The organism is Catenuloplanes niger, assembly GCF_031458255.1.
Taxonomy (GTDB): Bacteria; Actinomycetota; Actinomycetes; order Mycobacteriales; family Micromonosporaceae; genus Catenuloplanes; species Catenuloplanes niger.
The window spans coordinates 7,588,225-7,613,259 of the sequence record NZ_JAVDYC010000001.1; the positions used below are offsets into that span (position 1 = coordinate 7,588,225).

The following is a 25,035-nucleotide window of genomic DNA, read 5'->3' on the forward strand; positions in this document are numbered from 1 at the left end:
ACCGTTTCGACCGCAAGGAAGGACGCCCGATGGCTGCCACCAATCTCATCGGCCTGGACATTGGATCGATGTCCGTACGGGCCGTCGAGACCACCCGCACCAAGCAAGGCCTGGGCATCCTGAACTACGCCCAGGCCCCGCTACCGGCCGGAGCGGTCGTCAGCGGCGTGGTCCGGGACGACGCCGCGGTCACCGCCGCCCTCAAGGAGCTGTGGACGACCACGAAGTTCCGCAGCCGGCACGTCACGCTCGGCGTCACCAACCCGCAGGCGGTCGTGCGCGAGATGTCCGTCGCGAAGCTGCCCCGCAACCAGCTGAAGAAGTCGCTGCCGTTCCAGGTGCGCGACATGCTGCCGCTGGCCGTGGAGCGCGCGCTGCTCGACTTCTACCCGCTGGAGGAGCCGGCCGGCGACACGATCCGCGGCCTGCTCATCGCGGCGCCGAAGGACGCGGTGCTGACCGCGGTGCGCGCGGTCGAGCGGGCCGGGCTCTTCGTCGACCGCGTCGACCTGGCCTCGTTCGCGCTGCTGCGCTCCTCCTCCTGGCTGGACACCACCGTGGAGGCGATCGTCGACATCGGCGCGCAGGCCACCAGCGTGGTCGTGCACGCGAACGGCGAGCCGCTGATCGTGCGTACCGTGCCGCGCGGCGGTCAGGAGCTGACCGAGCTGCTGGCCGGCCGGCTCGGCATCGGCGCCACCGAGGCCGAGGCGGTCAAGTGCTGGGTCGGCCTGCGCACCCAGGAGGGCCCGGAGGTCGCCGAGATCCTGCGCGAGGGACTGCGGCCGCTGATCAGCGAGATCCGCAGCTCGTTCACGTACCTCAGCTCCAGCGAGCGGCCCACCCAGGTGCAGCGACTGGCGCTGTCCGGCGGCGGCTCGCTGCTGCCCGGTCTGCCCGAGCTGCTCGCCTACGAGCTGTCGGTCGCCACGGTCATCGCGGACCCGATGAGCCGGCTGCGGGGGGTCGAGAACGGCCAGCACGACAACCTGGAGCGGTTCCGCTCCTCCGCGGCCGTCTCCATCGGCCTGACCCTCGGAGCGGCCTGATGACCACCGAACAGATGCCCGCACACGAGCAGCCGCAGTTCGTGGCGCAGCAGATCGCGCCCCAGGAACCGCTGCGGATGCTGACCATCAGCGCGAACCTGCTGCCGGACGAGATCCTGGCCGGTCGCCGGGGCCGCCGGGTCCGCGCCGTCGTCGGCGTCGCCATGGTCGGCGTCGTCGGCCTGCTCGGCGCCTGGTACGGCCTCTCGGTCACGCAGACCATGGCCGCCCAGACCGCGCTGGACCAGGCCAACGACTCGGTGCGCGCGGTCAAGGACCAGCAGAAGCAGTACGCCGAGCTGATCCAGACCCGGCAGGACCTCACCGCGATCGAGGGCCAGCTCGGCACCCTGATGGCCACCGACATCCAGTGGTACACGCTGGTCAAGGACGTCCGGACCGCTCTGCCCAAGGAGGTCTCGCTGGTCAACATCGTGGCCTCCACCGCGTCCGACTCGACGTCGACCACCAGCGGCAGCCTGCCCCTGGAGACCGCGGCCGAGCAGATCGGCACGATGACGCTGACCGGCTCCGCGGACGACAAGGACAAGATCGCCGACTTCGCCGACAACCTGCGCGAGGTCGAGGGCGTCTCCGACCCGTACGTGACCAGCGTGACGCTCGGTGACGGCAGCGAAGAGTTCGCGATCACGCTCAACCTCACCGATCCCCTCCTCGACGGCCGGTTCACGCCGCAGGAGACCGCCACCCCCGGAGGCAACTGATGCGCGTCCAGCATGTGGACCGCTGGTGGATCGCCGGCGGCGTCGTCGCCACGGTCGTCCTGTTCGTCCTGACCTGGTTCCTGCTCATCTCGCCGGCCAGTACCGAGCGGGCGTCGCTGCGGTCGGACACGGCCGCGGCGAAGGACCAGCTCACCACCGAGCAGGCGACGCTGGACGAGCTCAGCGCCGCGTCCGCGAAGAAGGACGAGTACGACCGTGACCTCGCCACGGCGCAGCGCGCGCTGCCCGGCGAGGCCCGGTCGTCCGAGCTGATGCGTCAGATCAAGAAGCAGGCCGAGGCCTCGAAGATCAACGTGGAGACGCTGACGGTGGGCGGCGGCGTCCCGATCGCGGACACCACCCCGCCGGTCTTCCAGCTGCCGATCACCGCCATCGTCGCCGGCAAGACCGCCGACATCGAGAAGTTCGTCCTGGCCCTGCAGCAGGGCGGCGACCGGGCGCTGCTGATCAGCTCGTCCACGCTGAACGCGAACGGCGGCGGCACGGTCGGCGGCGACGCCGACAGCGCCCGGATGACGCTCTCGATCAGCGCGTTCGTCCAGCAGGACGACAAGAAGTCCGAGGACCCCGAGGAAGCGGTCCCGGCCAACTGACCGGCCGGCCCGAGACCACCCACGACACCAGGAGAGGAGGAGCGCGATGCGACACCGCAGACGCACCGGCGACGACGGCTTCACCATGGCCGAGACCCTGGTGGCGATCGGGATCATCGGCACCGTGATGCTGGCGCTCACGTCGTTCTACATCGCCACCATCCGGATCACCGCCGCGCAGGGTGACCGGCAGGTGGCGATCCAGGCCGCCAGCGACGCGATGGAGCGCGTGCGCGCGCTGAAGCCGTCCACGCTGATCACCGGCCGGGACCTGAACAGCTCGACCGTGCAGTGGAACAGCCCGGTGCGCGGCGTCTCCTCGCTGCTGTCGCTGGGCACGCTGGCCTACGACCCCGCGGCCGGGAACGGCGCCGGCAGCACCGCGGCGCTGCCCACCACCGCCCGCACGGTGCAGATCAACGGGGTGTCGCTCAAGCAGAACTACTACGTCAGCACCTGTCTGCGGGCGGCGGGCGCGGCCACCGAGTGCCTGCCGGCCGCGCCCGGCGTCAGCTTCCTGGAGTTCTACCGCGTGGTCGTGGCGGTCACCTGGGACGAACCCAGCTGCCAGGACGGCGTCTGCTCCTACGTCACCTCGACGCTGGTCGGCAGGAACACCACGGAACCGATCTTCAACTACAACGGTACGGCCGAGGCGCTGCGGTTCACGACCGTCTACACCGAGCAGGTGAACACCACCGGCGCCGCGATCAACCTGCCGTTCACCGCGACCGGCGGCAAGGAGCCGTACGCCTGGTCCGCCCAGGGCCTCCCGGCCGGCCTGCGGATCGACCCGGCGGGTGGCCTGATCACCGGCACGCCGACCGGCGTCGGCACCGGCCCGGTCACCGTGACGGTGCGCGACGCGGACAACAAGAACCTCTCCACCACGTTCACCTGGGCCATCAACGGGCTGCCGGTCATCCAGCCGGTGCCCGACAACACGCTCAGCACCGTGTCCGGGCTCAAGGTCACGCAGGTGTTCACGGTGACCGGCGGCACCGGCCCGTTCACCTGGTCCGCCCAGGGCCTGCCGGCCGGGCTGACGATGGACGCCGCGACCGGCGTGGTCACCGGCCTCCCGGTCACGCTCGGGAGCAGCACCGTCACGCTGACCGTCGTGGACAAGGTAGGCAACCAGGCCAGGAGCACGTTCAGCTGGGTGGTGCCCGCGATGGTGATGGCGCAGCCGGCCAACCAGGAGGTCGCGAAGAGCACGGCGGTGTCCTTCCCGGCGCCGGTCGTGACCGGTGGCACCGGACCGTTCACCTGGTCGCTCGGCGTCGGCGCACCGGCCTGGCTGACGGTCGACGTGCTGACCGGCGCGCTGACCGGCACCACGCCGGCCATCGGATCGCTGGTCCCCGCCTCGGTCACGCTGACCGTGACGGACAGCAAGGGCGTGACCGCCAGCCGGGTCTTCACCGTGACGGTGAAGCCATGATGCGCCGGCTCCGGGCCCGCCGGTTGCGGGGCGACGTCGGCATGACCATGGCCGAGGTGATGGTCTCGATGACCGTGATGGCCGTCCTCATGGTCATCTTCACCGGCGCGATCATCCAGATCCACGGGGTGGTCAACAAGGCGGACACGATCGCGGAGACCCAGCTGCAGCTCAACAACGCGTTCATCCGCCTGGACAAGGAGATCCGGTACGCGCGTGCGTTCAGCGACCCGGGTCAGGTCAACGGCGACTGGTACGTCGAGTACGTGGTCCAGCAGGACGCCGTGGCCACCTGCGTCGGGCTGCGGATGCAGACCTCGGCGCGGACCCTGCAGCGCCGTGAGTGGCCGCTGGACCAGAACCCGCCGGCTCCGACCCGCTGGACCACGATCGCGAGTGGCGTCGGCTCGGCCACCCCGTTCACGGTCATGGCCGCGGACACCACGTCGGTCAACGGCTTCGGCTTCCAGCGCCTGACGTTGGACATGACCGCGGTGCAGGGCGGCGGCTCGGGCGCCAACGGCGCGCGGGCCGGTTCCACCCGGCAGAGCAACATCACGTTCACGGCGTTGAACGCGACCAGCGGGAACGTCGATGCGACCTGCGTCAAAGCCAGGGGGATCCCGTCATGAGAAAGCTGCTGAACCGAGTGCGGCGGGACGACCGCGGTTCGCTCCCGCTGGCGCTGATGGTGACGCTCGTCGGCACCACGCTGGGTGGGCTGCTGGTAACGCTGGTCACCACCCAGCTGGTCGCCACCCGGGTGGCGGACGCCCGGGTGCAGGCGCTCCAGGCGGCGCAGACCGGGCTGGACGTCGCGCTGTCGCAGATCCGCGGTGCGGTGGCCGGCGGGGTCGGCAACCAGAAGCTGCTGCCCTGCCTGCCGCTGACCGGCGCGCTCGGCGGCAGCGACCCGTCGTCGTACTCGGTCACGGTCACGTACTACAACAGCGACCCGCAGGGCAAGGACGCGGCCTGGCTGCAGGCGGCGTCCAACAGGGTCAACTGTGTCAGCCTGAACGGCACCGTGGCCGTGCCGGCGTACGCGCTGCTCACCTCGACCGGCAGCGCCACCCGCGGGTCCACCACCACCAAGCGTGAGCTGAGTGGCACCTACATGTTCCACACCACGAACGAGAACATCAGCGGCGGGCTGATCCACGTCTTTCGCGGCAGCACCAGCCTCAACGACCTCTGCATGGACGCCGGCTCCGGCAGCCCGGCCGAGGGCACGCCGGTGAAGATGCAGATCTGCAACGCGGGCGCGGTCGCGCAGACCTGGGCGTACAACCCGAACCTGTCGATCTCGTTGGTCTCGTCGAAGGGCGGGTCCCGGCCGCTGGGCCTGTGCCTGGAGGCGGTCGCGCAGCGCACCGACCGGTCGCCGATCGTGCTGAAGGCGTGCAACGCGGTGGTGCCGGCGCTCTACAAGCAACAGTGGAGCATCAACGACTCGGCGAACCTGGTCAACAGCAGGGCCGACGGTACGGACACGGACGGCTTCTGCATCAACGTGGCCAGCGCGAACTCGCCGGGCAGCGGGCTCTACATCACGAACCGGAACTGTGGCGGGTCCTACAACAACGTGCAGACGTTCTCCCCGGACGCCACGGTCGGCGGCGGCCAGGCCGCGTCCGCGATCGGCCGGTCGATCGGCCAGCTGGTCAACTACGCGCAGTTCGGCCGTTGCCTGGACGCCACCGGCGGCGACCCGAACGCGTCACACATGATCGCCTGGATCTGCAAGCAGAACCCCAACGCCGGCCTGGTCATGTGGAATCAGCGGTACAACCTTCCGGACCTGCCGGCCGGGAAGGCGGGCAAGGCGGACAACACCGCGCAGGGGACCATCACCACCACGTACACGGACTCGAGGGGCAACAAGATCACGATTTGCCTGCAGAGCCCGCTCGCCGTCGAGGTCGGCCGCTACGTGCTCACCCGTGGCTGCGACAACGGCACGGATCAGCGGTGGACCGTCAAGGGCCAGACCAACTCGTACGCCACCAGCTACACCATCGTGGACTCGAGCGGCTTCTGTCTCACGCCGCGCGACCCGAAGCTGGCGAACCCGGACCTCTTCCAGGAGGTCAACAAGGTCAGCAAGATCTACGTGGCGAAGTGCGACGGCTCGACGCTGCAGAAGTGGAACGCGGACAGCAACATCATCGCGGCGATGGCGCTGAAGGACGTCAAGGAGAAGTGACCGGGTAGGCCTCGTCGAGGAACCGTTCGAGGAACCTGATCGTGTCGGCCGGCTGGAGCGCCTCCACGCAGAGGCGCTCCATCGCCGCCGCGTAGTGGTCCACGTCCTCGCGCTTGTCGAGGTAGAGCGCGCTGGTCAACTGTTCCATGTAGACCACGTCGGGCAGTTCCTGATCCTGGAAGCGCAGGATGCTGAACGCGCCGCCCGCGGCCGCGTGGCCGCCGGCCTCGAACGGGATGACCTGGAGCGTGATGTTCGGCAGCTTGGCCAGCTCGAGCAGGTGCAGGATCTGGTCGCGCATGACGGCGCGGCCGCCGATCGGGCGGCGCAGCGCGGCCTCGTCGAGCAGGCCCCAGAAGCGTGGCGCGTCCGGCCGGTTGAGCACCTGCTGGCGGGCCATGCGCAGCTTGACCCGGCTCTCGATCTCGTCGGTGGGTGCGAGGTTGTGGCCGAGCAGGATCACGCCGCGCGCGTAGTCCGCGGTCTGCAGCAGGCCCGGGATGTACTGCACCTCGTAGTTGCGGATGATCGTGGCGGTCGCCTCGAGCCCCAGGTACGCCTGGAACCAGTTCGGCAGGACGTCACTGTGCTTGTGCCACCAGCCAGGCGTGTTGGCCTCCCGCGCCAGGGCCAGCAGACTGGCCCGCTCCTGATCGTCGTCGACGCCGTAGAGGGTCAGCAGGTCGGCGACGTCGCGCTCCTTGAAGCCGACCCGCCCGAGCTCCATCCGGCTGATCTTCGACTCCGAGGAGCGGATCTCCCAGCCGGCTTTCTCCCGGGTGACGCCCTTGGCCTCACGGAGCTTGCGAAGCTGGGAGCCCAGCAGCATCCGGAGGACGGTCGGGCTGCCCGCCGAACCGCCGTCTTTGTCTGCCGTGCTCACTGTCGTCAGCCTCCGCCTGCTGAACCGAGTCCCCCGCCGCCATGGCTTCTGGCATGCGGAAGTTCCACGGCACGCCATGAGCCGCCGCTCAGCCTAGCGCGTCGGAGCCGGATGTCTCCCAGGCCCGGGGGTCGGACTTTCGGTTGATCCCCGGTGCGCGAACGCGCACCGGGGATCCGGTGTCACAGCGCGAGGTGGTCGAACTCGCCGTCGCGGGCGCCGAGGATGAACGCCTCGATCTCGGCCGGGGTGTAGATCAGTGCGGGGCCTTCGGGGTCCCGGCTGTTCCGCATGGCCACACCACCGCCGGGAAGCTGCGCGAGTTCCACGCAGTTGCCGCTCGGATTGCTGAAGCTGCTCTTCTGCCAGGTCACCGGAAGCTGTCCGGCCGGTACGCCGTTGTATGTCATCTGCTGCATGGGCTGTTCTCTCCACTGGTTGGGTTGGGGGACGTGACCGCGGACGTCGACCGCCCCCAATGGGCCGACGAGAGTGCGGCTCAACCAAACCTCCGCGCCGTGCTTGTGCACGCCGTGGATGCACGTGCATCGGCTCTTGCGTCTGCACCGCATACCGAGGATGATAGCTCATGTGCATAAGCACATACTCGTTCACTCTCTGTGATCGGAAATCGGATATCTGGTGGCGAATCAGACATTTTCCCGCGGTGGCGTAGCCGTAACTGGCACACTGAGTGATCAGTCAGTTAGTAGCTCCGCCCGTCGCCGGCCGCCCGCGTGCGGGTCGGGCGGACGCGCGCGGGACTGCTTCGCCACCGCTCCGGTCCTCATAACCGGGGTGGCCGCGTGGACGTGACGCTCCTGCTCGGCGGCCTGCTGCTCGCGGGCACGTCCGGGCTCGCCTGGCGGTCGCACCGCCGGGCACGACGTGCCGAAGCCGAGGCGGCCGGTCTCCGCCTCGCCCTCGACGCCGAGCGCCACGCCGCCAGCCACGACCCGCTCACCGGCCTGCCGAATCGGCGGGCTTTTTATCGGTACGGCGCCGAACTCGTCGCCGACCGCCACCGCCCGGCGATCGCCGCGGTCGTGGTGGACCTCGACGACTTCAAGCAGATCAACGATGAGTACGGCCACGCGGCCGGGGACACGGTGCTGCGCACCGTCGCCCGCCGCCTGGCCGATTACGCCGGTGACGACCTGGTGGCCCGGCTGGGCGGCGACGAGTTCGCCGCACTGCTGACCGGAGCCGCGATCGACGTCGCCCGCGGACGCCCCGCGGACCGCCTCTCCGACGTGCTGTCGACGCCGATCCCCATCGAGGGAACAGCTGACATCACCGTCACGGTCACCGCCTCGGTCGGACTCGTCCCGGTGTCACCGGGCGCGAGCCTCGCCGAGGCCCTCGGCCGTGCCGACGAGGAGATGTACGCCGCGAAGAGCGCCCGCTGCCGCGAGCCCCAGGCCGCGCCGGCCCTTTCACCACCGGACACGGCGAGTCCGGAGATTCCCAGGCAGCCGGCCGAACTGGCGCGTTCCAAGGCAGGAGGGTCATGAACATGTCCGCCCCCACGATTGATCCCGATCGGCGAGACCCGGCCTCGGTGGCCGCGACCGACACCTACCACCCGGCCGACCGGGTCTGGGTCTACCGGGGTGGCGCCTGGCGGGCCGGCATCGTCGAGGTCGCCTCGCGCGACGCGGCGACCGTGACCTACCGGCCGAGCAGCTCCCGGGGGACCGGAGTGGACACGCTCACCGCCCGGTTCATGCAGCCCCGCTCCGAGATCGACCCGATGCTGGACAAGAAGATCGTCCTGCCGGAGAGCCGGACCGCCTGATCAGCCCGCGGCGCACCCGAGGCCGCGGGGACATAGAGGAAGCGGTGGTGGCCGGAGGACCGGCCACCACCGCGTCAGTTCTTCCGGGCCACGCCCGCCCAGTAGTACGCCGCGGTCGGGTCCTCCGGCTCCACCGGCGGGTGCCACGCCAGCACCGGGACCAGGCCCGGCTCGACCATCTCCCAGCCGGGCACCGCGAAGTAGGCCTCCACGTCCCCGCGCCAGCGCGGCACGAACGTCATCTGGCCCTCGGTGATCGCGACCAGCTTCTCGATCGCGGGCGGGTCGAAGTCGTACGCCGGGTGCGTGATCACCACGTAACTGCCGGCCGGCAGCGCGTCCATCAGCTCCCGCACCGCGCGGCCCGGGTCGTCCGCGTCCGCGATCAGCATCAGCACCGCGATCAGCGTCAGCGCGACCGGCTTGGTCAGGTCGAGCGTGCGGGTCAGCGCCGGGTCACCGAGCAGGCCGGCCGCGTCCCGCATGTCCGCGTGAATGTACTCCGTGGCGCCCTCGGGGCTGCTCACCAGCAGCGCCCGCGCGTGGACCAGCACGATCGGGTCGTTGTCGACGTAGACCACGCGGCAGCGCGGGTCGATCGCCTGCGCGACCTCGTGCAGGTTCGGACTGGTCGGGATGCCGGTGCCGACGTCCAGGAACTGCGTGACGCCCTGGTCGCGCACCAGGAACTCCACGACCCGGTGGATGAAGTCGCGGTTCGCCTTCGCCATCGACCGGATGGTCGGGATCGTGTTCAGGAACGCCTGACCGACCGCGCGGTCGACCGCGAAGTTGTCCTTGCCGCCCAGCCACCAGTCGTAGATCCGGGCCGAGTGCGGTGTGCTGGTGTCCACCCCGGGTGGCGCGTGCTCGCTGTTGTCCGCAGACACCGCTGGTCCTCTCCTGGCGCTCGTCGATCCACGACCGCAACAGGGTAGCGCCCGGCGCCGCGGCGCGAGACCCGCGTCCCCCGACTGTGGACGGTGGCTAGAGCTCGCGGACCACGACGTCGAGCGCGCCGGGGGAGGGCTCCTCCACCGTGTACCTGAGGTCGCGCAGCGCGCTGACCAGCGCGGGCACGGATCGCGGCGCGGCGCCGGCCAGCAGCAGGTCGCGGACCAGGCGGCCCTTCGTGGCCTTGTTGAAGTGGCTGACCACGGACCGTTTCGGCGCACCGTCCACGATCCGCTCGTGCAGCACCCGTACCGTCGCGACGTCCTTGATCCGGTCCTTGGCCGGCCGCCAGGCCGCGGCGTAGGACGAGGAGCGCAGGTCCAGGATCGGGCCTTCGAGCCCGGCCAGCGCGTCCGGGAGCGCGCGGCGCCAGTGACCGCCGACCGCGCCCAGTGGCGGCACCTTAACCTCCATGCCGCAGCGGTACGCCGGGAGGCGGTCGCCGAGCCGGGACACGCCGAACAGGCCGGAGAAGATCAGGAGCTGGCCGTTCGCGCGGCGCTTCGCGGCCGGCGGCAGCGTGGCCAGGTCGAGCGCGTCGTAGAGCACGCCGGTGTAGAGCTTCGCGGCCGTGGTGGTCGGCGCGGTCCGCAGCAGCGCGTTGCGGCGCACCTCGTCGCGCTGCCCGGCGGACAGCCCGAGCGCGGTCACCGCGGTGTCCTCGTCGCCCGCGCACAGCGTGATCAGCGCGTCCAGCGCCGCCTCGCGCGCCGCGGTCAGCTCCGGGAAGGCCAGCGACGCCAGGTCGAGCGCGGTCCCGCGCGCGGGACGGGCCTTGCCCTCGGACGGCGGAAGCAGGATGTGCACGGCTGGCAGGTTACCCAAGGCCTTCCGTGTGCCGCCGGACACCTGCCAGAATGACGTGCGTGCGCACATTCATCGAAAGTCTTCGACGTAGAGCGTGGTGGATCGCGCCCGAGGCGCTGGTCGCGGTCGGGTTGGTCGCCGGCGGCCTGTACTACAACGCGGTCGCGCCGGAGCTGTCCGAGCCCGAGCTGCGCGTGCGGGCCACCGAGATGCTCGCGACCGAGCTGGAGCAGGCGACCGTGGACGAGCACGCCAAGCACGGCCATGTGCTCTCCGCGCAGGACCGCATGCTCTGCGAGGTCGAGGTCTTCGGCGTCGACCCGGCCGGCGAGGGGCGGGAGCGGCACCTGCGCACCGCGTACGGCTACTACCTCTGTGCGGCCGGCAAGCCCGGCACGCCGTTCCTGGGCGCGCTGATGAACGCGGGCCCGGCCGTGCTGCACCTGGACGCGGAGCCCGGCGACGACCGGGTGCGGACCGTCACGCTCCAGCAGGACTTCGACGCGCAGCTGGCCGCCATGATGCCGGAGCGGTACCGGGCGCAGGCGAGCAAGGGTTTCACCACCGCTGATCCGCCGCGGGCGCTGAAGGAGCGGTTCGAGCGGGAGGTCACGAACGTGGCATAGCCTGGATTCGTGGAAGAGGGGATATCGCGGCTGTCCGCGCTGGTGGCGGACGGTGACGTGGCGGTGCTGAGCGGCGCGGGGCTCTCCACCGAGTCGGGCATTCCGGACTATCGGGGGCCCAGTGGGCTGTCCCGCGCGCGCACGCCCATGACGTACCAGATGTTCACCGGCGAGCCGGACGCGCGCCGCCGCTACTGGGCGCGCAGCCACGTCGGCTGGCGCACGATCGCGCGCGCCGCGCCGAACGCGGGGCACGAGGCGGTCGCCGCGCTGGAGCGGGCCGGGCTGCTCACCGGCATCATCACGCAGAACGTGGACGGGCTGCACCAGGCCGCCGGCGCCACCGACGTGGTGGAGCTGCACGGCGGGCTGGACCGGGTGATCTGCCTGGACTGCGGCGACGTCAGCCCGCGCGAGGTGCACGACGCCCGGATGGCCGCGGCCAACCCGGCGTTCTCCGCCGAGGCGCTCGCGGTCAACCCGGACGGTGACGTCGAGATCGACGAGGAGCTGGAGGCGGAGTTCCGGGTGCCGGCCTGTGCGGCCTGCGGCGACGGGCTGCTCAAGCCGGACGTGGTCTTCTTCGGCGAGACCGTGCCGCGCGACCGGGTGCAGGAGTGCTTCGCGCGGGTCGAGGCGGCCCGCCTGTTGCTGGTGCTGGGCTCGTCGCTGACCGTCATGTCCGGGCGCCGGTTCGTGCTGCGCGCGGCCAAGCTGGGCATCCCGGTGGCGATCGTGAACCGCGGTGTGACCAGGGGCGACGCGTACGCGGGCCTGCGGCTGGACGCGCCGCTGGGCATCACGCTGAGCACGCTGGCCCGACAATTTCAGTCTTGACTTATATAAGCTGGGGCCGCTAGAAACGTAGTCGCTGTCAACACGAGGGGAGCGGCTCATGATCGATGTGGAAGCCACGGTCGGCGCGGTCCGGCGCCGGGTCGGCACGCGCACGCTGGAGGCCGGTGAGGCACGGGTGGTCACCGCGAGCCGGGTCTACGACGCGCCGCTGGACGACGTCTGGGACGCGTGCACCACGCCCGACCGGATCGCGCGGTGGTTCCTGCCGATCAAGGGCGACCTGCACCTGCACGGCCGGTACGAGCTGGCGGGCAACGCGTCCGGCACGGTCACCGCGTGCGACCCGCCCCACGGCTTCGACGCGACCTGGGAGTTCGGCGGCGAGGTCTCCTGGATCGAGGTCCGGTTCGTGGCGGAGGGCCCGGACCGCACCCGCTTCACGCTGGAGCACATCGCGCACGTCGACGACGAGCGGTGGGCGCAGTTCGGGCCGGGCGCGGTCGGTGTCGGCTGGGACCTGGGCCTGATGGGCCTCGGCATGCACCTGTCCGCGCCGGACGCGACCGTCGACCCGGCCGAGGTGGAGGCGTGGTCGGTGTCCGCGGACGGGCGCCGGTTCATCACGCTGGCCAGCGAGGACTGGGGCCGGGCGAACACCGGGGCGGGGACGCCGGCCGACGCGGCCGCGGGCGCGGCGGCGCGGACGACGGCCTTCTACGCCCCGCCGCCGGCCGGCGAGGACCCGCGGGACACGCCCGAGCCGGCCACGACCTAGCCGGGCACGGCGTTCTGGCCGGGCACGCTGTGCCGGCCGGGCACGCCACCGTCGGCGCTCCTGGACCGGGTCGACCGGGAGCGCCGCCGGACCGTGCGGCGATCGCCGCGGCCGGCTCGGTAGCGGCCACCGATCACCCGTACCGGATGATCGGTGGCTATGCCCTCGCCTGGAGTCGCCGGTAGGCGGTGAACCCGTCCGGCACCCAGTCCCACTCCGGCAGGCGGGCCTCCAGTTCCTCCGGCGTGAGGAACGTGTGCCACTCCACCTCCTCCGGCTGCGGCGCGACCGGCGACGTGCACCGCACCTCGTAGATCGCGGACCACCAGGTGTGCTCCGGCGTCTCGTAGAGGAACTTGAACAACGGCGTCGGCTGCGGCAGGTCGGTCACGCCCAGTTCCTCGGACGCCTCCCGGTGCGCGGCCAGGTCGTAGGACTCGCCGGCGCCGACCACGCCGCCGACGAACATGTCGTAGTGCGACGGGAAGACCAGCTTGTGCGGCGTACGGCGATGCACGAAGATCCGGTCCGCGGCGTCCCGGGCGAGGATGAACACGGCCCGGTGGCGCAGCCGCTTCGCGTACACCTCGCCGCGCGGCGCCTGGCCGATCACCTCGTCGTTCTCGTCGACGATGTCCAGAATCTCGTCCTCGTTCACGCCGCCCATCCTCTGCTATCCGCAGAAGTCATGGCCATCCGGGTGCGGCGTCGGCCAGGCTGAGCCGGTGACGACGTTCTCGCTGCAGGCCGTGCCCCGCGACGGCGCGACGGCCTGGCTCGACCTGGCCCGCCGCGCGGAGGAGATCGGCTTCGACACGCTGCTCACCGCGGACCATCCGGGCTCGTGCCCGGATCCGTACCCGGTGCTCGCCGCGGCCGCCGCCGTCACGTCCCGGATCCGGCTCGGCGTCTACGTCTCCAACGCCGGTGTCCGCGAGCCGCTGCCGCTCGCCTCCGCGGTCGCCACGCTCGACCTGCTCTCCGGCGGGCGGGCCCGGTTCGGCATCGGCGCCGGGCACACCCCGGCCGAGTGGGCCGCGATCGGCCGCACCCGGCCCGGCGTGGCCGGCCGCGTCCGCCGCTGCGTCGAGGTCGCGGACGCGGTCCGCAGCCTGCTCGACGGCGAGGAGGTGACGGTCTCCACGCCGTCGCTGACGATGACCGGGGCGCGCCTCGACGACCCGCGGCCGGTGCAGGCACGCATCCCGATGACGTTCGGCGGCGGCAACAGCGAGCTGCTGCGCTGGGCCGGCCGCAACGCCGACGTCGTCGGGCTGAGCGGCCTCGGTAAGACGCTCGCCGACGGCCACCGGCACACCGTGCGCTGGACGCTCGACGAGATCGACGCCCAGGTCGCGCTGACCGACGGTGCCGAACTGGAGGCGCTGGTCCAGTTCGCGGCCGTCACCGACGACCCGTCGTCCGTGCTGGGCGCCGACGCCGCGGAGATCGGCACGACCGTCGACGCGCTGCGCGAGACGCCGTTCGTGCTGGTCGGCACGGAGGACGAGATCGTCGCCGCGATCGACCGCAACCGGCGACGCTGGACCATCGACCGGTACGTGATCCGCGCCCCCGCGCTGGAGTCCTTCGCGCCGATCGTGGCCCGGCTCTGACAGCATGCACGTCGTGGAACCGCTTCTCGGCGTGGCCCTGGCCGCGTTCTTCGGCTTCGGTGCCGGGCTCGTCGTCGCGCTGGCCGCGACCTCCCGGAGCCGGATCGACGTGCCGGCCCGCCTCGGCGCGATCGAACGGCAGCAGCGCGCCGTCCTCGACCACCTGGGCGTCGCGCCGCCGTCCTACCCCGACGTCGAGGAGCTGGCCCGGCAGGGCCGGCCGATCGAGGCCGTCCGCCTCTACCGCCGCCACACCGGCGTCCCCCTCATCGAGGCGAAGCGCTTCGTCGACGGGCTCCGGCCGCGCTGAGGCGGCGACCCGCCGCGGCCGCGTTGAGGCGGAGACCCGCTCGGGTAGCGCTGCGGCGGGGACCCGCTGCGTCCGGGACCCGCTGCGGCCGGGCTGCGGCGGGGAGCGGCCCGCAACCGGGCGCCGGTGGGTGACCGGCCGCCGCCGTACGGCGGGGTCAGATCCAGCCGAAACCCTGGGCGATGCGGGCGGCTTCGTGGCGGTTCGCGGCGTTCATCTTGCCGGCGGCGGACGACAGGTAGTTGCGGACGGTGCCGGGGGACAGGCTGGCGCGCCGCGCGATGTCGTCGATCGGGGCACCGGTGGCGGCCAGCGCGAGCACGTCGGTCTCGCGCGCGGTGAGCGGGCTGTCGCCGACGCTGATCGCCTCCGCCGCGAGCTGCGGGTCGACGTAGCGGCCGCCGGTGTGGACGGTGCGGACCACGGTGGCCAGGATGTCCGCGGAGACGGTCTTGGAGAGAAAGCCGCGCACCCCGGCGGAGAGCGCCCGCTTCAGGTGCCCGGGGAGCCCGTGGCTGGTGACGATCACGGTGCGGCAGATGGGCTGGATCTGCTGCGCGACCGAGACGCCGTCGGTGTCCGGCAGCTGCAGGTCGAGCAGCGCGACGTCGGGCCGCAGCGCGCGGGCCATCGCGATCGCCTCGGCGCCGGTGGCGGCCTGGCCGGCGACGGTGAGGTCGTCCTCGAGGGAGAGCAGCGCGGCCATGGCGCCGCGGATGAGGTGCTCGTCGTCGGCGAGCAGGATGCTGATCATGTGTGCGGAACCGTGACCGTGAGCAGGAAGGAGCCGGGCTTCTCGAATGCGGCGGCGAGCGTGCCGCCGAGCGCGGTGATGCGCTCGGTGAGGCCGAGCAGGCCGCTGCCGAAGCGGACGCGGCCCGGTGCGACGCCGTCGTTGGACATGGTGAGCGTAACGGTACCGGGCGGGCCGGTGCGGAGCATGATCGTGCAGGTGCGCGCCTCGCTGTGCCGGAGCACGTTCGTGACCGCCTCGCGGACCACCCAGCCGAGCGCGCCCTGCACGTCCGGCGGCAGGTCGTGGCCGTCACCGATGATCCGGGCCTCGATGCCGGCGGACGCGAGCAGCGACCGCGCGCCGGCCAGTTCGTCGTCGAGCCCGGCGCTGCGGTAGCCGCCGACGACCGCACGGACGTCGGTGAGCGCGTCCTGGGCGATCCGGCGAACCTCGAGCATCTCCTCGACCGCCTCGTCCCGGCCGCGCTTGGCGAGCTGCGCGGCCAGCTCGGCCTTGAGCGCGATCACGGACAGGTTGCGGCCGAGCACGTCGTGCATGTCGCGGGCGATGCGCAGCCGTTCCTCGGCGACCGCGAGCCCGGCCTGCACGGTGCGGGCCCGGTCGAGTTCCCAGACCACGCCGAGCATCCAGAGCGACGACCGGTACGTGACCAGCACCGTGCCGCCCATGAACAGCAGGGAGAAGATCGAGCCGACCAGCACCGGGCCGTCGAGCGCGACGGCCACCGACAGCACCGCGAATCCGGCGCCGATCGCGATCACGGACGGCCAGATGCTCCTCAGCGTGGCCAGCCCGATGATGTACGTGCAGGTCAGCGCGACCACGATCAGGCCGGCCGGCTCGCCGTCCGGCGGCAGCCCGCGCAGCGCGACGGCCGCGCCGGCCGCCGTGACCGCGCCGACGGCGACGAGCAGCCGGGTCGGCCGGCCACGGCGGCCGAGATAGTGCTCGATGCCGGCGTGCATCATCGCCGCGACCAGCACGGTGTAGCCGACGGCGAGCAGCCCGGCGACGATCGCGACCGTGCCGGTGCTGATCGTCGCGGTGGACGTGCCGATCAGCAGCGGGATGAACACCAGGAACACGTAGAACGAGCTGCGGAACGAGATGTCGAACCGTTCGGCCTGGCTGCGGGCGTGCCACCACGCGAGCGGGTGCATCGGCGGGCCTTTCTAGCGTCGCGGTTCCCAGCGGAACCAGCGTTGGATGATCGTGGTGCCGGCCGCCACCCAGGCGACGAGCAGGAGCAGCGGCCGGATCGCGTCCGCCGGGGTGTCGGTCCCGGCCCACCCTATGGTGATCAGCTCGACGACCGGGCCGAGCGGCAGCAGGGTGAACGCGGTCTCCACCGGTCCGGGCAGCGTGCTCAGCGGGAACATCAGGCCGGCGCCGAGGAAGCAGGCGAGCAGCATCGGCGTCGTGGTGATCTGGGCGAGTTCGACGGTGCCGGTGATGATCGACGACGCCGCGGCCAGCACCACGAACATCGCGACGCCGCCGATCAGGCCGATGGCGAGCAGCACTGGGTTCGCCGGCATCGGCAGGTCCAGGAAGACCGCCGTGATCACGACGATGAGCAGGGACTGGGCGAGCGCGATCGCCACGGCCGGGCTCGCGGTCCCGGCGATGATCTCCGCGGCGTTGAGCGTGCCGGAGCGGAGACGTTTGAGCGTCAGTTCCTCGCGGCGGGCCACGTACGCGCTGACCAGGTTGTAGTACACGACGATCGCGAGGACGACGCCGATCATGCCACCGGCCAGCGTCGCACCGGTGGCCGGGTCCATCCCGGCCTCGGCCAGCTGCGGGATGAAGAGCAGGCCGAACGCCGGCGGGACCACCAGCGCGTTCAACAGGGCGAAGCGGTTGCGCCAGAGCAGCAGCAGCTCGGCGCCGCCGATCGAGACGAGGCGGGTCATCGGGTTCCTCCGGCGATGGTCAGGAAGGCCTCTTCGAGCGAGGCGGAGCGGGCGTCGAGGTTGTGGAGCAGGACCGCCCGGTCGTCGGCCCAGCGCAGCAGCGCGCTCAGCGTCGCCTGGAGCGCCTCCGTCTTGATCACGACGGCGGTACCGTCGCGGGCTATCGTCGGCGACCCCGGCAGGTCGGGAACGTCCGTGCCGAGCGGGACCGAGAAGCTGATCCGCGCCGGGTACGCGCCGACGACCTGCGCCACCGTGCCGGCCGTGACGATGGTGCCGGTGTGCATGATGGCGAGCCGGTCGGCCAGCGCCTGCGCCTCGTCGAGGTAGTGCGTGGTCAGCAGCACCGTGGTGCCGGCGACCAGCAGGTCCCGGATCACCCGCCAGGTGTTCTGCCGGCTCTCCGGGTCCAGTCCGGTGGTCGGCTCGTCCAGGAACAGCACCTCCGGGCGGCCGAGCAGGGCCAGCGCCAGGTCCAGCCGGCGTCGTTCGCCGCCGGAGAGCTGCTTCACCCGTACCCCGGCGCGGTGGTTGATCCCGGCCAGCTCCAGCGCCTCCGGGACCGGCCGCGGGTCGGGCAGCGTGCCGGCCCACATCCGGGCCGTCTCGGCCACGGTCAGGTCCGCTGGGAAGCCGGCGTCCTGCAGCATCACGCCGATCCGCGGGCGTACCGTGGCGCGATCCCGGTAGGGGTCCTGGCCGAGGAGCCGGACCGTGCCGCCGTTCGGCCGGTCCAGCCCCTCGACGATCTCCATGGTGGAGGTCTTGCCCGCGCCGTTCGTGCCGAGCAACGCGAACAGCTCGCCGTGTGCGACGTCGAAGGAGATACCCTTCACCGCCTCGAATCCGCGCGGCCCGCCGTAGCGGCGGCGCAGATCCCGTACCTCGATCGCCTGTGTCATGCCTATGAGTCTGTTGCCCCGGACGGGCGTGGGATCAGTACGCCGGATCATCGATAACCACGGCGTTCTCACCGCTTCGGCATGACAGATGTCAGTCGGTCACATCCCGCCGGGCGAGCGCGACGGCGAGGACCAGCGCGCCGGCGGTCCACGCGCCGAACGTGCCCAGCTGCTCCGGCCGGCCGCTGATCGAGGCCAGGAACGTGGAGATCGGCAGTGGATAGTCCAGCTGGAAGATCGCGCCCTCCACGATGATCAGCCAGCCGGTGAAGCCGAGGATCAGCCACAGTGGCCGGCGGACGACCGTGGCCAGCGCGGCCGCGAAGATCGCGATGACCGGCACCGCGGACAGCCCGGCCACGATCAGGCCCGGCTGGTCCCGCACGCCGACCGCGCTGACCACCGCGATGAGCGCGCCGACGAGCGCGGACGCGACGATCTGCCCGGCCAGCACGACCAGCCGGTTCGGCCGGGCGAGGTAGGTGAGCACCATCGTGCGGTGCGTGAACTGGGAGCCGACCACGTTCGCGGTCACCGCGAACGTGCCCGCGCCGACGACCAGGCCCCAGAACGCGGCGCCGAACCAGGAGACGGCGTAGCCGGCGATGACCACCACGATCACGGACAGCCACACGGAGCGGATCGTGGCGAACCGGTACAGCTCGGACGTGACGACGGAGATCATTTCGTGCCCACCATCTCGAGGAAGACCTGTTCCAGATCGGGTACGTGCGGGGTCAGCTCGCGGAGCGGCACCTGGGCCTCGAACGCGAGGTCGCCGATCCGCTCGGCGTCCAGCCCGTACACGTCGATCGCCTCGCCGTCCGGTGACTCCAGCGCCGCGCCCGCGGCCTCGAGCGCCTCCCACAGCCGCTGCGGGTCGCGCCCGCGCACCCGCACGCGCGCCGCCGCGCCGGCCGTGAACTCGGCCAGCGGCCCGGTGCTGACCACCCGCCCCTGTGCGATCACCACCACGTCGTCGACCAGCTGGGCCAGCTCGGCCAGCAGGTGACTGGAGATCAGCACGGTGCCGCCGTTGTCCGCGTGCTTGCGCAGCAGCCCGCGCATCCAGGCGATCCCCTCCGGGTCCAGCCCGTTCGCCGGCTCGTCCAGGATCAGGACCGGCGGCTCGTGCAGCAACGCGGTCGCGATGGACAGCCGCTGCCGCATGCCGAGCGAGTAGCCGGCCGTGTGCTGCGTCGCCGCGTCGGCGAGCCCGACGGTCTCCAGCACCTCGTCGATGCGCCGGGTGGGCGCGCCGGACAGGATCGCGTGCGTCCGCAGGTGCGCCCGCCCGGTCTGGCCCGGGTTCGCGATGCCCTGCTCGACGACCGCGCCGACGGTGCGTGCCGGGTGCGGGAGCTTCCGGTACGGCACACCGTCGATCAGTGCCTGCCCGCGCGACGGCCGGATCAGTCCGAGCAGCATGCGCAGTGTGGTCGTCTTCCCGGACCCGTTCAATCCCAGGAAGCCGGTCACCCTGCCCGGCGTGGCCGTGAAGGTCGCCCCGTCGACGGCGGCGGACCTCCCGTACCACTTGGTCAGCTCAACAGCCTCGATCATCGCGCCATCATGCCGGTTGCGGTCATCGGGTGGGGGCCGGGACGCCGTAGGATTCCGGGCGTGAATCTTGATCTTGTGACGATCGTGGTGCCGGACTACGACGAGGCGATCCGGTTCTTCGTGGACGTGCTCGGGTTCGAGCTGGTGGAGGACTCGCCGTCGCTGACGACCGACGGGCGGGCGAAGCGCTGGGTGGTGGTGCGGCCACCGTCCGGCGGGACCGGGCTGCTGCTCGCGAAGGCGGACGGCGAGGCGCAGGAGGCCGCTGTCGGAAACCAGACCGGTGGCCGGGTCGGCTTCTTCCTCCGGGTGGACGACTTCGACGCGACGTTCCAGCGGCTCACGGCGTACGGCGCCGAGATCGCCGGCGAGCCGCGGCACGAGGAGTACGGCACCGTCGTCGTCTTCCGCGACCTGGCCGGCAACCGCTGGGACCTGCTGGGACCGCGCCCCTAGGAACGATCCACTGCGCGCGGCACGGACCTGTCCTACATTGATGGGCATACGTGCGCGCGGAGGGGGTCACAATGGACCGGCGGAGTGTGCTGGCGCTCGGTGCAGGCGTGGCGGCGGCACCGCTGCTGACCGCCTGCGCGGGCGCCTCGACCAGCGGCGGTGGCGGCGAGGGCACGGTCACGCTGCTGTCCAACCAGTTCAGCCCGGTCGAGGAGCGGCAGCGGTTCGAGGCCATCCTCAAGGCGCGGGTGACGGCCGCGCCGGTCGCGTTCAACCAGGTCGAGACCGGCATCTTCGCGTCCACCCTGCAGAGCCAGGTGGACTCCGGGAAGCCGCAGATCAGCCTGGCCGGCGCCCAGCACGGCGACCTCGCGCCGCACGCGAGCCGGCTGATCGACCTCGACGACGTGCTCGGCCGGCTCGGCGACCGCGGGTTCGCGCCCGAGCTGACGGAGCTGGCCAGGCTCGGCGGCGCCACCACGAAGTACGTCCCGTGGATGCAGGCCAGCTACGTGCTGGCGGTGCACAAGAGGGCGCTCGAATGGCTGCCGTCCGGCGCGGACGTGCGGACACTGACCTACGACCAGCTCCTCGACTGGGCCACGGCCGGGCGGCGCGGCAACGGCGGCAAACCCGTCTTCGGGCTGCCGGCCGGCGCGAAGGGGCTCTACCACCGCTTCCTGCAGGGCTACCTGGTGCCGAGCTTCTCCGGCGGGCAGATCACCACCTACCGGTCCGCGGACGCGGTTGCCGGCTGGCAGTACCTCAGGGAGCTGTGGGCGCAGACCGCACCGGCCTCCACCGGCTGGGACAACATGCAGGAGCCGCTGCAGCGCGGCGAGGTGCTGATCGGCTTCGACCACTCGGCCCGGCTGGTCGGCGCGCCCGCGGACAAACCGGACGACTGGCTGATGGTGCCGGCCCCGGCCGGGCCGAAGGGCCTCGGCTACATGGCGGTCGTGGTCGGGCTCGGCATCCCGAACGGCGCACCGGAGACCGACCGGGCCAAACAGGTGATCGAAAGCCTCACCGCGCCGGAGGTGCAGCTCGACGTGCTCCGGCAGAACGCGTTCTTCCCGGTCACGAACGCGCCGGTACCGGCGGACCTGCCCGCCGCGGTGGCGCTCGCGGAGACGGCGATCTCGGCACAGCGCGACGCGCCGAACGCGATCCTCTCGCTGCCACCGGTCGGGCTCGGCGCCCGCGACGGCGAGGTCGCCCAGGTCTTCAAGGACACGTTCAAGGAGATCCTGATCGACGGCAAGGACGTCAAGGCCGTGGTCGACGCGCAGGGTGCCCGGCTCGACGGGATCGTCGCCGAGGCGAAGGTGCCGTGCTGGGCGCCGGACCCGGCCGGGGCGGAATGCCGTGTCGCCTAAGCGGCTCACCGCGATCTGGCTGATCCTGCCGTCGCTGGTCTTCATGACGCTGCTGTTCCTCTGGCCGCTGCTCACCGGCCTGGCCGCCGCGTTCACCGGCGCGGACGGCCCGACCACCGTGCACGTGCGGCGCATGCTGGAGGACGCCTACTTCTGGGAGGCGACGCGCAACACCGCGCTGCTGATCGTGGTGCTGATCCCGCTGCAGTTCGCGCTCGCCGTCACGATGGCGCTGCTGCTGCGGCAGAACCCGCGCTTCGCCGGCCTGTACTTCTACGTCTGGGTCATCCCGCTCGCGGTCAGCGACCTCGCGGCCGGCCTGATCTGGCTGTCCGTCTTCACCGACCGCGGCTACCTCAACTCGGTGCTGGACAGCCTCGGCGTCGCGCCGTACGCCTGGCTCTCCTACGAGAACCCGGCCACCATGTTCCTCGCGATCCTGCTGGCCGAGCTGTGGCGGTCCACCTCGCTGGTCTTCGTGATCGTGGTGGCCGGCATGCAGGGCATCCCGCGCGACTACGAGGAGGCGGCCGAGGTGCTCGGCGCCGGCTACCTGCACCGCCTGCGGTACGTGATCCTGCCGCAGCTGCGCCCCAGCCTCCAGGTCGCGCTGATCCTCCGGACGATCCTCGCGCTGGAGACGTTCGCGGTCGCGCAGGCGCTGACCGCGCGCAGTTTCCCGCTGCTCGTCGGCGAGACCTACCAGTGGTACTACTTCCTGCAGAACCCGAACGTGGCCACCGCGATCGCGCTGGTCGTGCTGCTGCTGTCGCTGACCGCCGCGTTCGGCTACCTGCGCCTGATGCGGGGAGCGGCCCGATGACCCGGCGGCGCGTGCTGGTGCAGCTCGGCTGCGTGCTGGTCACGCTGTTCATGGGGGTGCCGCTCTACCTGATCGCGCTGGCGTCGTTCACCTCCCGGGACGCGCTCAACGCCTTCCCGCTGCCGCTGCTGCCGACCGCGGTCTCCGGCGACACCATGAACACGTTCCTGCGGACCACCGGCATCGCCGGCGGCATGCTCAACTCGCTGACTGTCGGGCTCGCCACGGTCGCGCTGACCACGCTGATCGGCGTACCCGGTGGGTACGCGCTGGCCCGGTTCGCGTTCCGGGGCAAGGACGCCTACCAGGTCGTCATGCTGCTGACCCGGGCGCTGCCGATCGTGGTGCTCTCCGTACCGCTGGCGAAGATCTTCATCGACGCCGGGCTGTACGACACGACGTACGCGGTGACGCTGCTGCACACCGCGCTGGCGCTGCCCAGCACGATCCTGATCACGGCCGCGGTGTTCGCCGGCGTCTCCGTCGAGCAGGAGGAGGCCGCGATGGTGTTCGGCGCGCACCGGTGGGCCGCGTTCCTGCGCGTCGTCGCGCCCCAGGCGCTGCCCGGCATCGCGGCCGCCGCGGTCTTCACGTTCGTCACGTCGTGGAACGAGGTGCTCGGCGCCAGCATCCTCACGCTCAACCGGCGCACGCTGCCCGCGCACGTGCTCGCCACGCTCGCCGACTCGCCGCTGGCGTTCCGGTTCGCCGGCGGGCTGGTGCTGGTGCTGCCCGCGATCATCTTCATCGCCCTGGTCCGCAGATACCTGCTCAACATGTGGGGGACGACGCTTCGATGAACGTCACCATCACCAACCTGGTGAAGAGCTACCCCGCGCGCCGCGCCACCGACGACGTCTCGCTCACCGTCGAGGAGGGCGAGTTCCTGGTGCTGGTCGGGCCGAGCGGCTGCGGCAAGACCACGCTGCTGCGCATGGTCGCCGGGCTGGAGACGCCGGACTCGGGCCGCATCTCGATCGGCGGCCGGGACGTCACCCGCGTCCCGGCGCGCGAGCGCGGCCTGTCGATGGTCTTCCAGTCGTACGCGGTGTTCCCGCACATGCGCGTGCGCGACAACATCGGCTTCGGCCTGACCATGAAGAAGGTCGAGAAGAGCGAATGGCAGCGGCGGGTACGCGAGGCGGCCGAGCTGCTCGACCTGACCGACGTGCTGGACCGCTTCCCCGCGCAGCTCTCCGGCGGCCAGCGGCAGCGCGTCGCGGTCGCCCGCGCGATCGTGGTGGACGCGGCCGTGCTGCTGATGGACGAGCCGCTGTCCAACCTGGACGCGCTGCTGCGGCTGCAGTTCCGGGCCGAGCTGAAGAGGATCGTCGGCCGGCTCGGCACCACCACGCTCTACGTCACGCACGACCAGGCCGAGGCGATGTCGCTCGGCGACCGGGTCGCGGTCATGCGGGACGGGCGGATCGCCCAGCTCGGCGCGCCGCTGGACGTCTACGACCGGCCGTCCGAGCGGTTCGTCGGCGGTTTCCTCGGCGCGCCCCCGATGAACTTCTTCCCGGCCGTGGTCTCCGGCGGCCGGCTCCGGGTCGGCGACGTCACGCTGCCCGGCCCGGCCGGCCTGACGTCCTGGGACGGCCGGGACGTCCTGGTCGGTGTGCGGGCGGAGCACATCACGGCCGGGGACGGCTCCGAGGCGGTCGTGGAGGTGGCGGAGCCGACCGGCGCGACCGTGCTGCTCACCACGCGCTGGGCCGGTCACGAGCTGAAGGTCAGCACCGGTCCGGGCTTCCCGGCGAAGAGCGGCGACCCGGTGCGGCTGACGCTGCCCCCGGCCGCGCTGCGCTTCTTCGACCCGGAGACCGGCCTGGCGCTGGACCTCGCCGCACCGGTCACGGCGCGGTGAGTTCGGCCAGGACCCGGCGCTGGAAGGCGCGGGCCGCGGCCGGGTCCGGTGGAGCGCCGTCGCCGGTGCGGGCCGCGACGCACCGGGCGATCAGGTCCGCGTCCGGGTCGCCGTCCGCGATGATCCGGCGGCCCGCCGCGATCTTGTCGAGCCACCCGCCGTGCCGGATGCGGGCCAGCGACCGGCACGCGCCGAGCACGGCGTCGTCCGGGACCGGGCCGGGCAGCGCCAGCCACCAGGCGAGCGCGTCCCGCAGCGGCGCGCGCAGGTCGTGGATCTCCGCGAACGCGTCCGCCGCGGGCTCGCCGAACAGCGCCACGCCGCGCTCGTGCAGGATGCTGCGGTCCAGCGCGTACCAGAACCGGCCGTCCGCGGCCGGGCGCCGGTCCGCGGCGTAGGTGGCCCGGAAGCCCATCCGCGCCCCGGTGTTCAGCTCCAGTTCGAAGCCGGGCTCGGCGGTACCCGACCGGGCGCTGTCCCTGGTGTAGAGCACCAGCTCCAGGCCGCGGGCCGGGCAGGGCAACGCCTCGTGCCGCAGCCGCGCCACCAGCTCGTGCTTCACCGGCTCGGCCGGCGGCGTGACACAGACCAGCGCGACGTCGACGTCGCTGCGGCCCGGCTGGTAGGCGTCCAGCGCGACCGAGCCGGCCGCGTACGCACCGATCAGGCCGTCGCCCAGCACGTCCCGCGCGGCACGCACCAGGTCGTCGAGGTAACGGGCGACGTCGGCATCCACGCCGTCATCTCTACCAGGTCGTTGCGGGCAC

At 71.8% G+C, this 25,035-nt stretch carries 30 protein-coding genes; 18 read left to right on the plus strand and 12 right to left on the minus strand.

Going from position 1 to position 25,035, the window contains the following annotated elements:
• Positions 1–29 precede the first annotated feature (29 nt).
• Genes pilM through J2S44_RS33180 form a run of 6 tightly spaced genes read left to right on the plus strand, consistent with a single transcriptional unit; the run spans position 30 to position 6,038 of the window.
• Positions 30–1,049 (plus strand): type IV pilus assembly protein PilM, encoded by a 1,020-nt coding sequence (pilM, locus tag J2S44_RS33155; protein WP_310421985.1) that lies wholly within the window; start codon positions 30–32, stop codon positions 1,047–1,049.
• The gene (locus J2S44_RS33160) at positions 1,049–1,774 is read left to right on the plus strand and encodes a PilN domain-containing protein (protein ID WP_310421988.1); all 726 of its coding nucleotides are present in this window, start codon (positions 1,049–1,051) and stop codon (positions 1,772–1,774) included. Before pilM ends, J2S44_RS33160 begins: the two co-directional genes overlap by 1 nt.
• The gene (locus J2S44_RS33165; RefSeq protein WP_310421991.1) at positions 1,774–2,388 is read left to right on the plus strand and encodes a type II secretion system protein GspM; all 615 of its coding nucleotides are present in this window, start codon (positions 1,774–1,776) and stop codon (positions 2,386–2,388) included. The genes J2S44_RS33160 and J2S44_RS33165 overlap by 1 nt, the downstream gene beginning before the upstream one ends.
• A 46-nt stretch (positions 2,389–2,434) precedes the next feature.
• The gene (locus J2S44_RS33170; RefSeq protein WP_310421994.1) at positions 2,435–3,832 is read left to right on the plus strand and encodes a putative Ig domain-containing protein; all 1,398 of its coding nucleotides are present in this window, start codon (positions 2,435–2,437) and stop codon (positions 3,830–3,832) included.
• Positions 3,829–4,464 carry a hypothetical protein gene (locus J2S44_RS33175; protein ID WP_310421997.1) on the plus strand — a complete coding sequence of 212 codons (636 nt, stop codon included), beginning with the start codon at positions 3,829–3,831 and terminating at the stop codon, positions 4,462–4,464. The genes J2S44_RS33170 and J2S44_RS33175 overlap by 4 nt, the downstream gene beginning before the upstream one ends.
• The gene (locus J2S44_RS33180) at positions 4,461–6,038 is read left to right on the plus strand and encodes a ricin-type beta-trefoil lectin domain protein (protein ID WP_310422000.1); all 1,578 of its coding nucleotides are present in this window, start codon (positions 4,461–4,463) and stop codon (positions 6,036–6,038) included. The genes J2S44_RS33175 and J2S44_RS33180 overlap by 4 nt, the downstream gene beginning before the upstream one ends.
• Here the strand turns inward: J2S44_RS33180 and J2S44_RS33185 are convergent.
• Both J2S44_RS33185 and J2S44_RS33190 read right to left on the minus strand, forming a co-directional pair.
• On the minus strand, positions 6,025–6,921 hold the full coding sequence (locus J2S44_RS33185; RefSeq protein WP_310422002.1) for a Sco1979 family transcriptional regulator: 897 nt from the start codon (positions 6,919–6,921) through the stop codon (positions 6,025–6,027). The genes J2S44_RS33180 and J2S44_RS33185 overlap by 14 nt on opposite strands.
• 182 nt (positions 6,922–7,103) lie before the next feature.
• Complete coding sequence (locus J2S44_RS33190; RefSeq protein WP_310430054.1) at positions 7,104–7,331, minus strand: DUF397 domain-containing protein; 228 nt, start codon at positions 7,329–7,331, stop codon at positions 7,104–7,106.
• Positions 7,332–7,727: 396 nt separating this feature from the next.
• On the opposite strand from J2S44_RS33190, the gene J2S44_RS33195 reads away from it, so the two are divergent.
• Together J2S44_RS33195 and J2S44_RS33200 are read left to right on the plus strand one after the other, a co-directional pair.
• Positions 7,728–8,435 carry a GGDEF domain-containing protein gene (locus J2S44_RS33195; RefSeq protein ID WP_310422005.1) on the plus strand — a complete coding sequence of 236 codons (708 nt, stop codon included), beginning with the start codon at positions 7,728–7,730 and terminating at the stop codon, positions 8,433–8,435.
• On the plus strand, positions 8,432–8,719 hold the full coding sequence (locus J2S44_RS33200) for a hypothetical protein (RefSeq protein ID WP_310422008.1): 288 nt from the start codon (positions 8,432–8,434) through the stop codon (positions 8,717–8,719). Before J2S44_RS33195 ends, J2S44_RS33200 begins: the two co-directional genes overlap by 4 nt.
• Positions 8,720–8,793: 74 nt before the next feature.
• Here J2S44_RS33200 and J2S44_RS33205 read toward each other — a convergent pair whose 3' ends face one another.
• On the minus strand, positions 8,794–9,609 hold the full coding sequence (locus tag J2S44_RS33205; RefSeq protein ID WP_310422011.1) for an SAM-dependent methyltransferase: 816 nt from the start codon (positions 9,607–9,609) through the stop codon (positions 8,794–8,796).
• A 97-nt stretch (positions 9,610–9,706) separates the two neighbouring features.
• Positions 9,707–10,480: a peroxide stress protein YaaA gene (gene yaaA, locus J2S44_RS33210; protein ID WP_310422014.1), complete on the minus strand. Its 774-nt coding sequence runs from the start codon at positions 10,478–10,480 to the stop codon at positions 9,707–9,709.
• 59 nt (positions 10,481–10,539) lie between these two features.
• On the opposite strand from yaaA, the gene J2S44_RS33215 reads away from it, so the two are divergent.
• From J2S44_RS33215 to J2S44_RS33225, 3 genes are read left to right on the plus strand one after another with little or no spacing between them, the layout of a single operon-like run.
• A complete protein-coding gene (locus J2S44_RS33215; RefSeq protein WP_310422017.1) occupies positions 10,540–11,106 on the plus strand; it encodes a hypothetical protein in 567 nt (188 codons plus the stop codon).
• A gap of 9 nt (positions 11,107–11,115) precedes the next feature.
• On the plus strand, positions 11,116–11,943 hold the full coding sequence (locus tag J2S44_RS33220) for an NAD-dependent protein deacetylase (RefSeq protein ID WP_310422020.1): 828 nt from the start codon (positions 11,116–11,118) through the stop codon (positions 11,941–11,943).
• Between the two features lie 58 nt (positions 11,944–12,001).
• Positions 12,002–12,679, plus strand: a complete 678-nt coding sequence (locus J2S44_RS33225; protein ID WP_310422023.1) for an SRPBCC family protein — start codon at positions 12,002–12,004, stop codon at positions 12,677–12,679.
• Between the two features lie 157 nt (positions 12,680–12,836).
• Here the strand turns inward: J2S44_RS33225 and J2S44_RS33230 are convergent, their stop codons facing one another.
• Complete coding sequence (locus tag J2S44_RS33230) at positions 12,837–13,337, minus strand: NUDIX hydrolase (protein ID WP_310422027.1); 501 nt, start codon at positions 13,335–13,337, stop codon at positions 12,837–12,839.
• 67 nt (positions 13,338–13,404) lie between these two features.
• Here J2S44_RS33230 and J2S44_RS33235 point away from each other — a divergent pair, with 67 nt between their 5' ends.
• A complete protein-coding gene (locus J2S44_RS33235; RefSeq protein WP_310422030.1) occupies positions 13,405–14,295 on the plus strand; it encodes an LLM class flavin-dependent oxidoreductase in 891 nt (296 codons plus the stop codon).
• 13 nt (positions 14,296–14,308) lie between these two features.
• Entirely contained in the window at positions 14,309–14,605 is a 297-nt protein-coding gene (locus tag J2S44_RS33240; protein ID WP_310422033.1) for a hypothetical protein, read from the plus strand.
• Positions 14,606–14,762: 157 nt separating this feature from the next.
• On the opposite strand, the gene J2S44_RS33245 is transcribed toward J2S44_RS33240, so the two are convergent.
• The 6 genes from J2S44_RS33245 to J2S44_RS33270 all read right to left on the minus strand — a co-directional run bounded on the left by J2S44_RS33245 (position 14,763) and on the right by J2S44_RS33270 (position 19,743).
• Positions 14,763–15,359 (minus strand): response regulator transcription factor, encoded by a 597-nt coding sequence (locus J2S44_RS33245; RefSeq protein WP_310422036.1) that lies wholly within the window; start codon positions 15,357–15,359, stop codon positions 14,763–14,765.
• Positions 15,356–16,522 carry a sensor histidine kinase gene (locus tag J2S44_RS33250; protein ID WP_310422039.1) on the minus strand — a complete coding sequence of 389 codons (1,167 nt, stop codon included), beginning with the start codon at positions 16,520–16,522 and terminating at the stop codon, positions 15,356–15,358. Before J2S44_RS33250 ends, J2S44_RS33245 begins: the two co-directional genes overlap by 4 nt.
• Positions 16,523–16,534: 12 nt before the next feature.
• Positions 16,535–17,278, minus strand: coding sequence for an ABC transporter permease (locus tag J2S44_RS33255; RefSeq protein WP_310422042.1), 744 nt, complete (start codon positions 17,276–17,278; stop codon positions 16,535–16,537).
• Complete coding sequence (locus J2S44_RS33260; protein ID WP_310422045.1) at positions 17,275–18,180, minus strand: ABC transporter ATP-binding protein; 906 nt, start codon at positions 18,178–18,180, stop codon at positions 17,275–17,277. The genes J2S44_RS33255 and J2S44_RS33260 overlap by 4 nt, the downstream gene beginning before the upstream one ends.
• A gap of 91 nt (positions 18,181–18,271) precedes the next feature.
• Positions 18,272–18,865: a hypothetical protein gene (locus J2S44_RS33265; protein WP_310422048.1), complete on the minus strand. Its 594-nt coding sequence runs from the start codon at positions 18,863–18,865 to the stop codon at positions 18,272–18,274.
• Positions 18,862–19,743 carry an ABC transporter ATP-binding protein gene (locus J2S44_RS33270; RefSeq protein ID WP_310422051.1) on the minus strand — a complete coding sequence of 294 codons (882 nt, stop codon included), beginning with the start codon at positions 19,741–19,743 and terminating at the stop codon, positions 18,862–18,864. Before J2S44_RS33270 ends, J2S44_RS33265 begins: the two co-directional genes overlap by 4 nt.
• A 60-nt stretch (positions 19,744–19,803) precedes the next feature.
• Here J2S44_RS33270 and J2S44_RS33275 point away from each other — a divergent pair, with 60 nt between their 5' ends.
• From J2S44_RS33275 to J2S44_RS33295, 5 genes are all read left to right on the plus strand, one after another.
• On the plus strand, positions 19,804–20,199 hold the full coding sequence (locus J2S44_RS33275) for a VOC family protein (RefSeq protein WP_310422053.1): 396 nt from the start codon (positions 19,804–19,806) through the stop codon (positions 20,197–20,199).
• 71 nt (positions 20,200–20,270) lie between these two features.
• Positions 20,271–21,578: an ABC transporter substrate-binding protein gene (locus J2S44_RS33280; protein ID WP_310422056.1), complete on the plus strand. Its 1,308-nt coding sequence runs from the start codon at positions 20,271–20,273 to the stop codon at positions 21,576–21,578.
• Entirely contained in the window at positions 21,568–22,401 is an 834-nt protein-coding gene (locus tag J2S44_RS33285; RefSeq protein ID WP_310422059.1) for a carbohydrate ABC transporter permease, read from the plus strand. Before J2S44_RS33280 ends, J2S44_RS33285 begins: the two co-directional genes overlap by 11 nt.
• The gene (locus tag J2S44_RS33290) at positions 22,398–23,201 is read left to right on the plus strand and encodes a carbohydrate ABC transporter permease (RefSeq protein WP_310422062.1); all 804 of its coding nucleotides are present in this window, start codon (positions 22,398–22,400) and stop codon (positions 23,199–23,201) included. The genes J2S44_RS33285 and J2S44_RS33290 overlap by 4 nt, the downstream gene beginning before the upstream one ends.
• Positions 23,198–24,268: an ABC transporter ATP-binding protein gene (locus tag J2S44_RS33295; RefSeq protein ID WP_310422065.1), complete on the plus strand. Its 1,071-nt coding sequence runs from the start codon at positions 23,198–23,200 to the stop codon at positions 24,266–24,268. The genes J2S44_RS33290 and J2S44_RS33295 overlap by 4 nt, the downstream gene beginning before the upstream one ends.
• On the opposite strand, the gene J2S44_RS33300 is transcribed toward J2S44_RS33295, so the two are convergent.
• Positions 24,255–25,004, minus strand: a complete 750-nt coding sequence (locus J2S44_RS33300; protein WP_310422068.1) for a nucleotidyltransferase domain-containing protein — start codon at positions 25,002–25,004, stop codon at positions 24,255–24,257. The genes J2S44_RS33295 and J2S44_RS33300 overlap by 14 nt on opposite strands.
• Positions 25,005–25,035 lie beyond the last annotated feature (31 nt).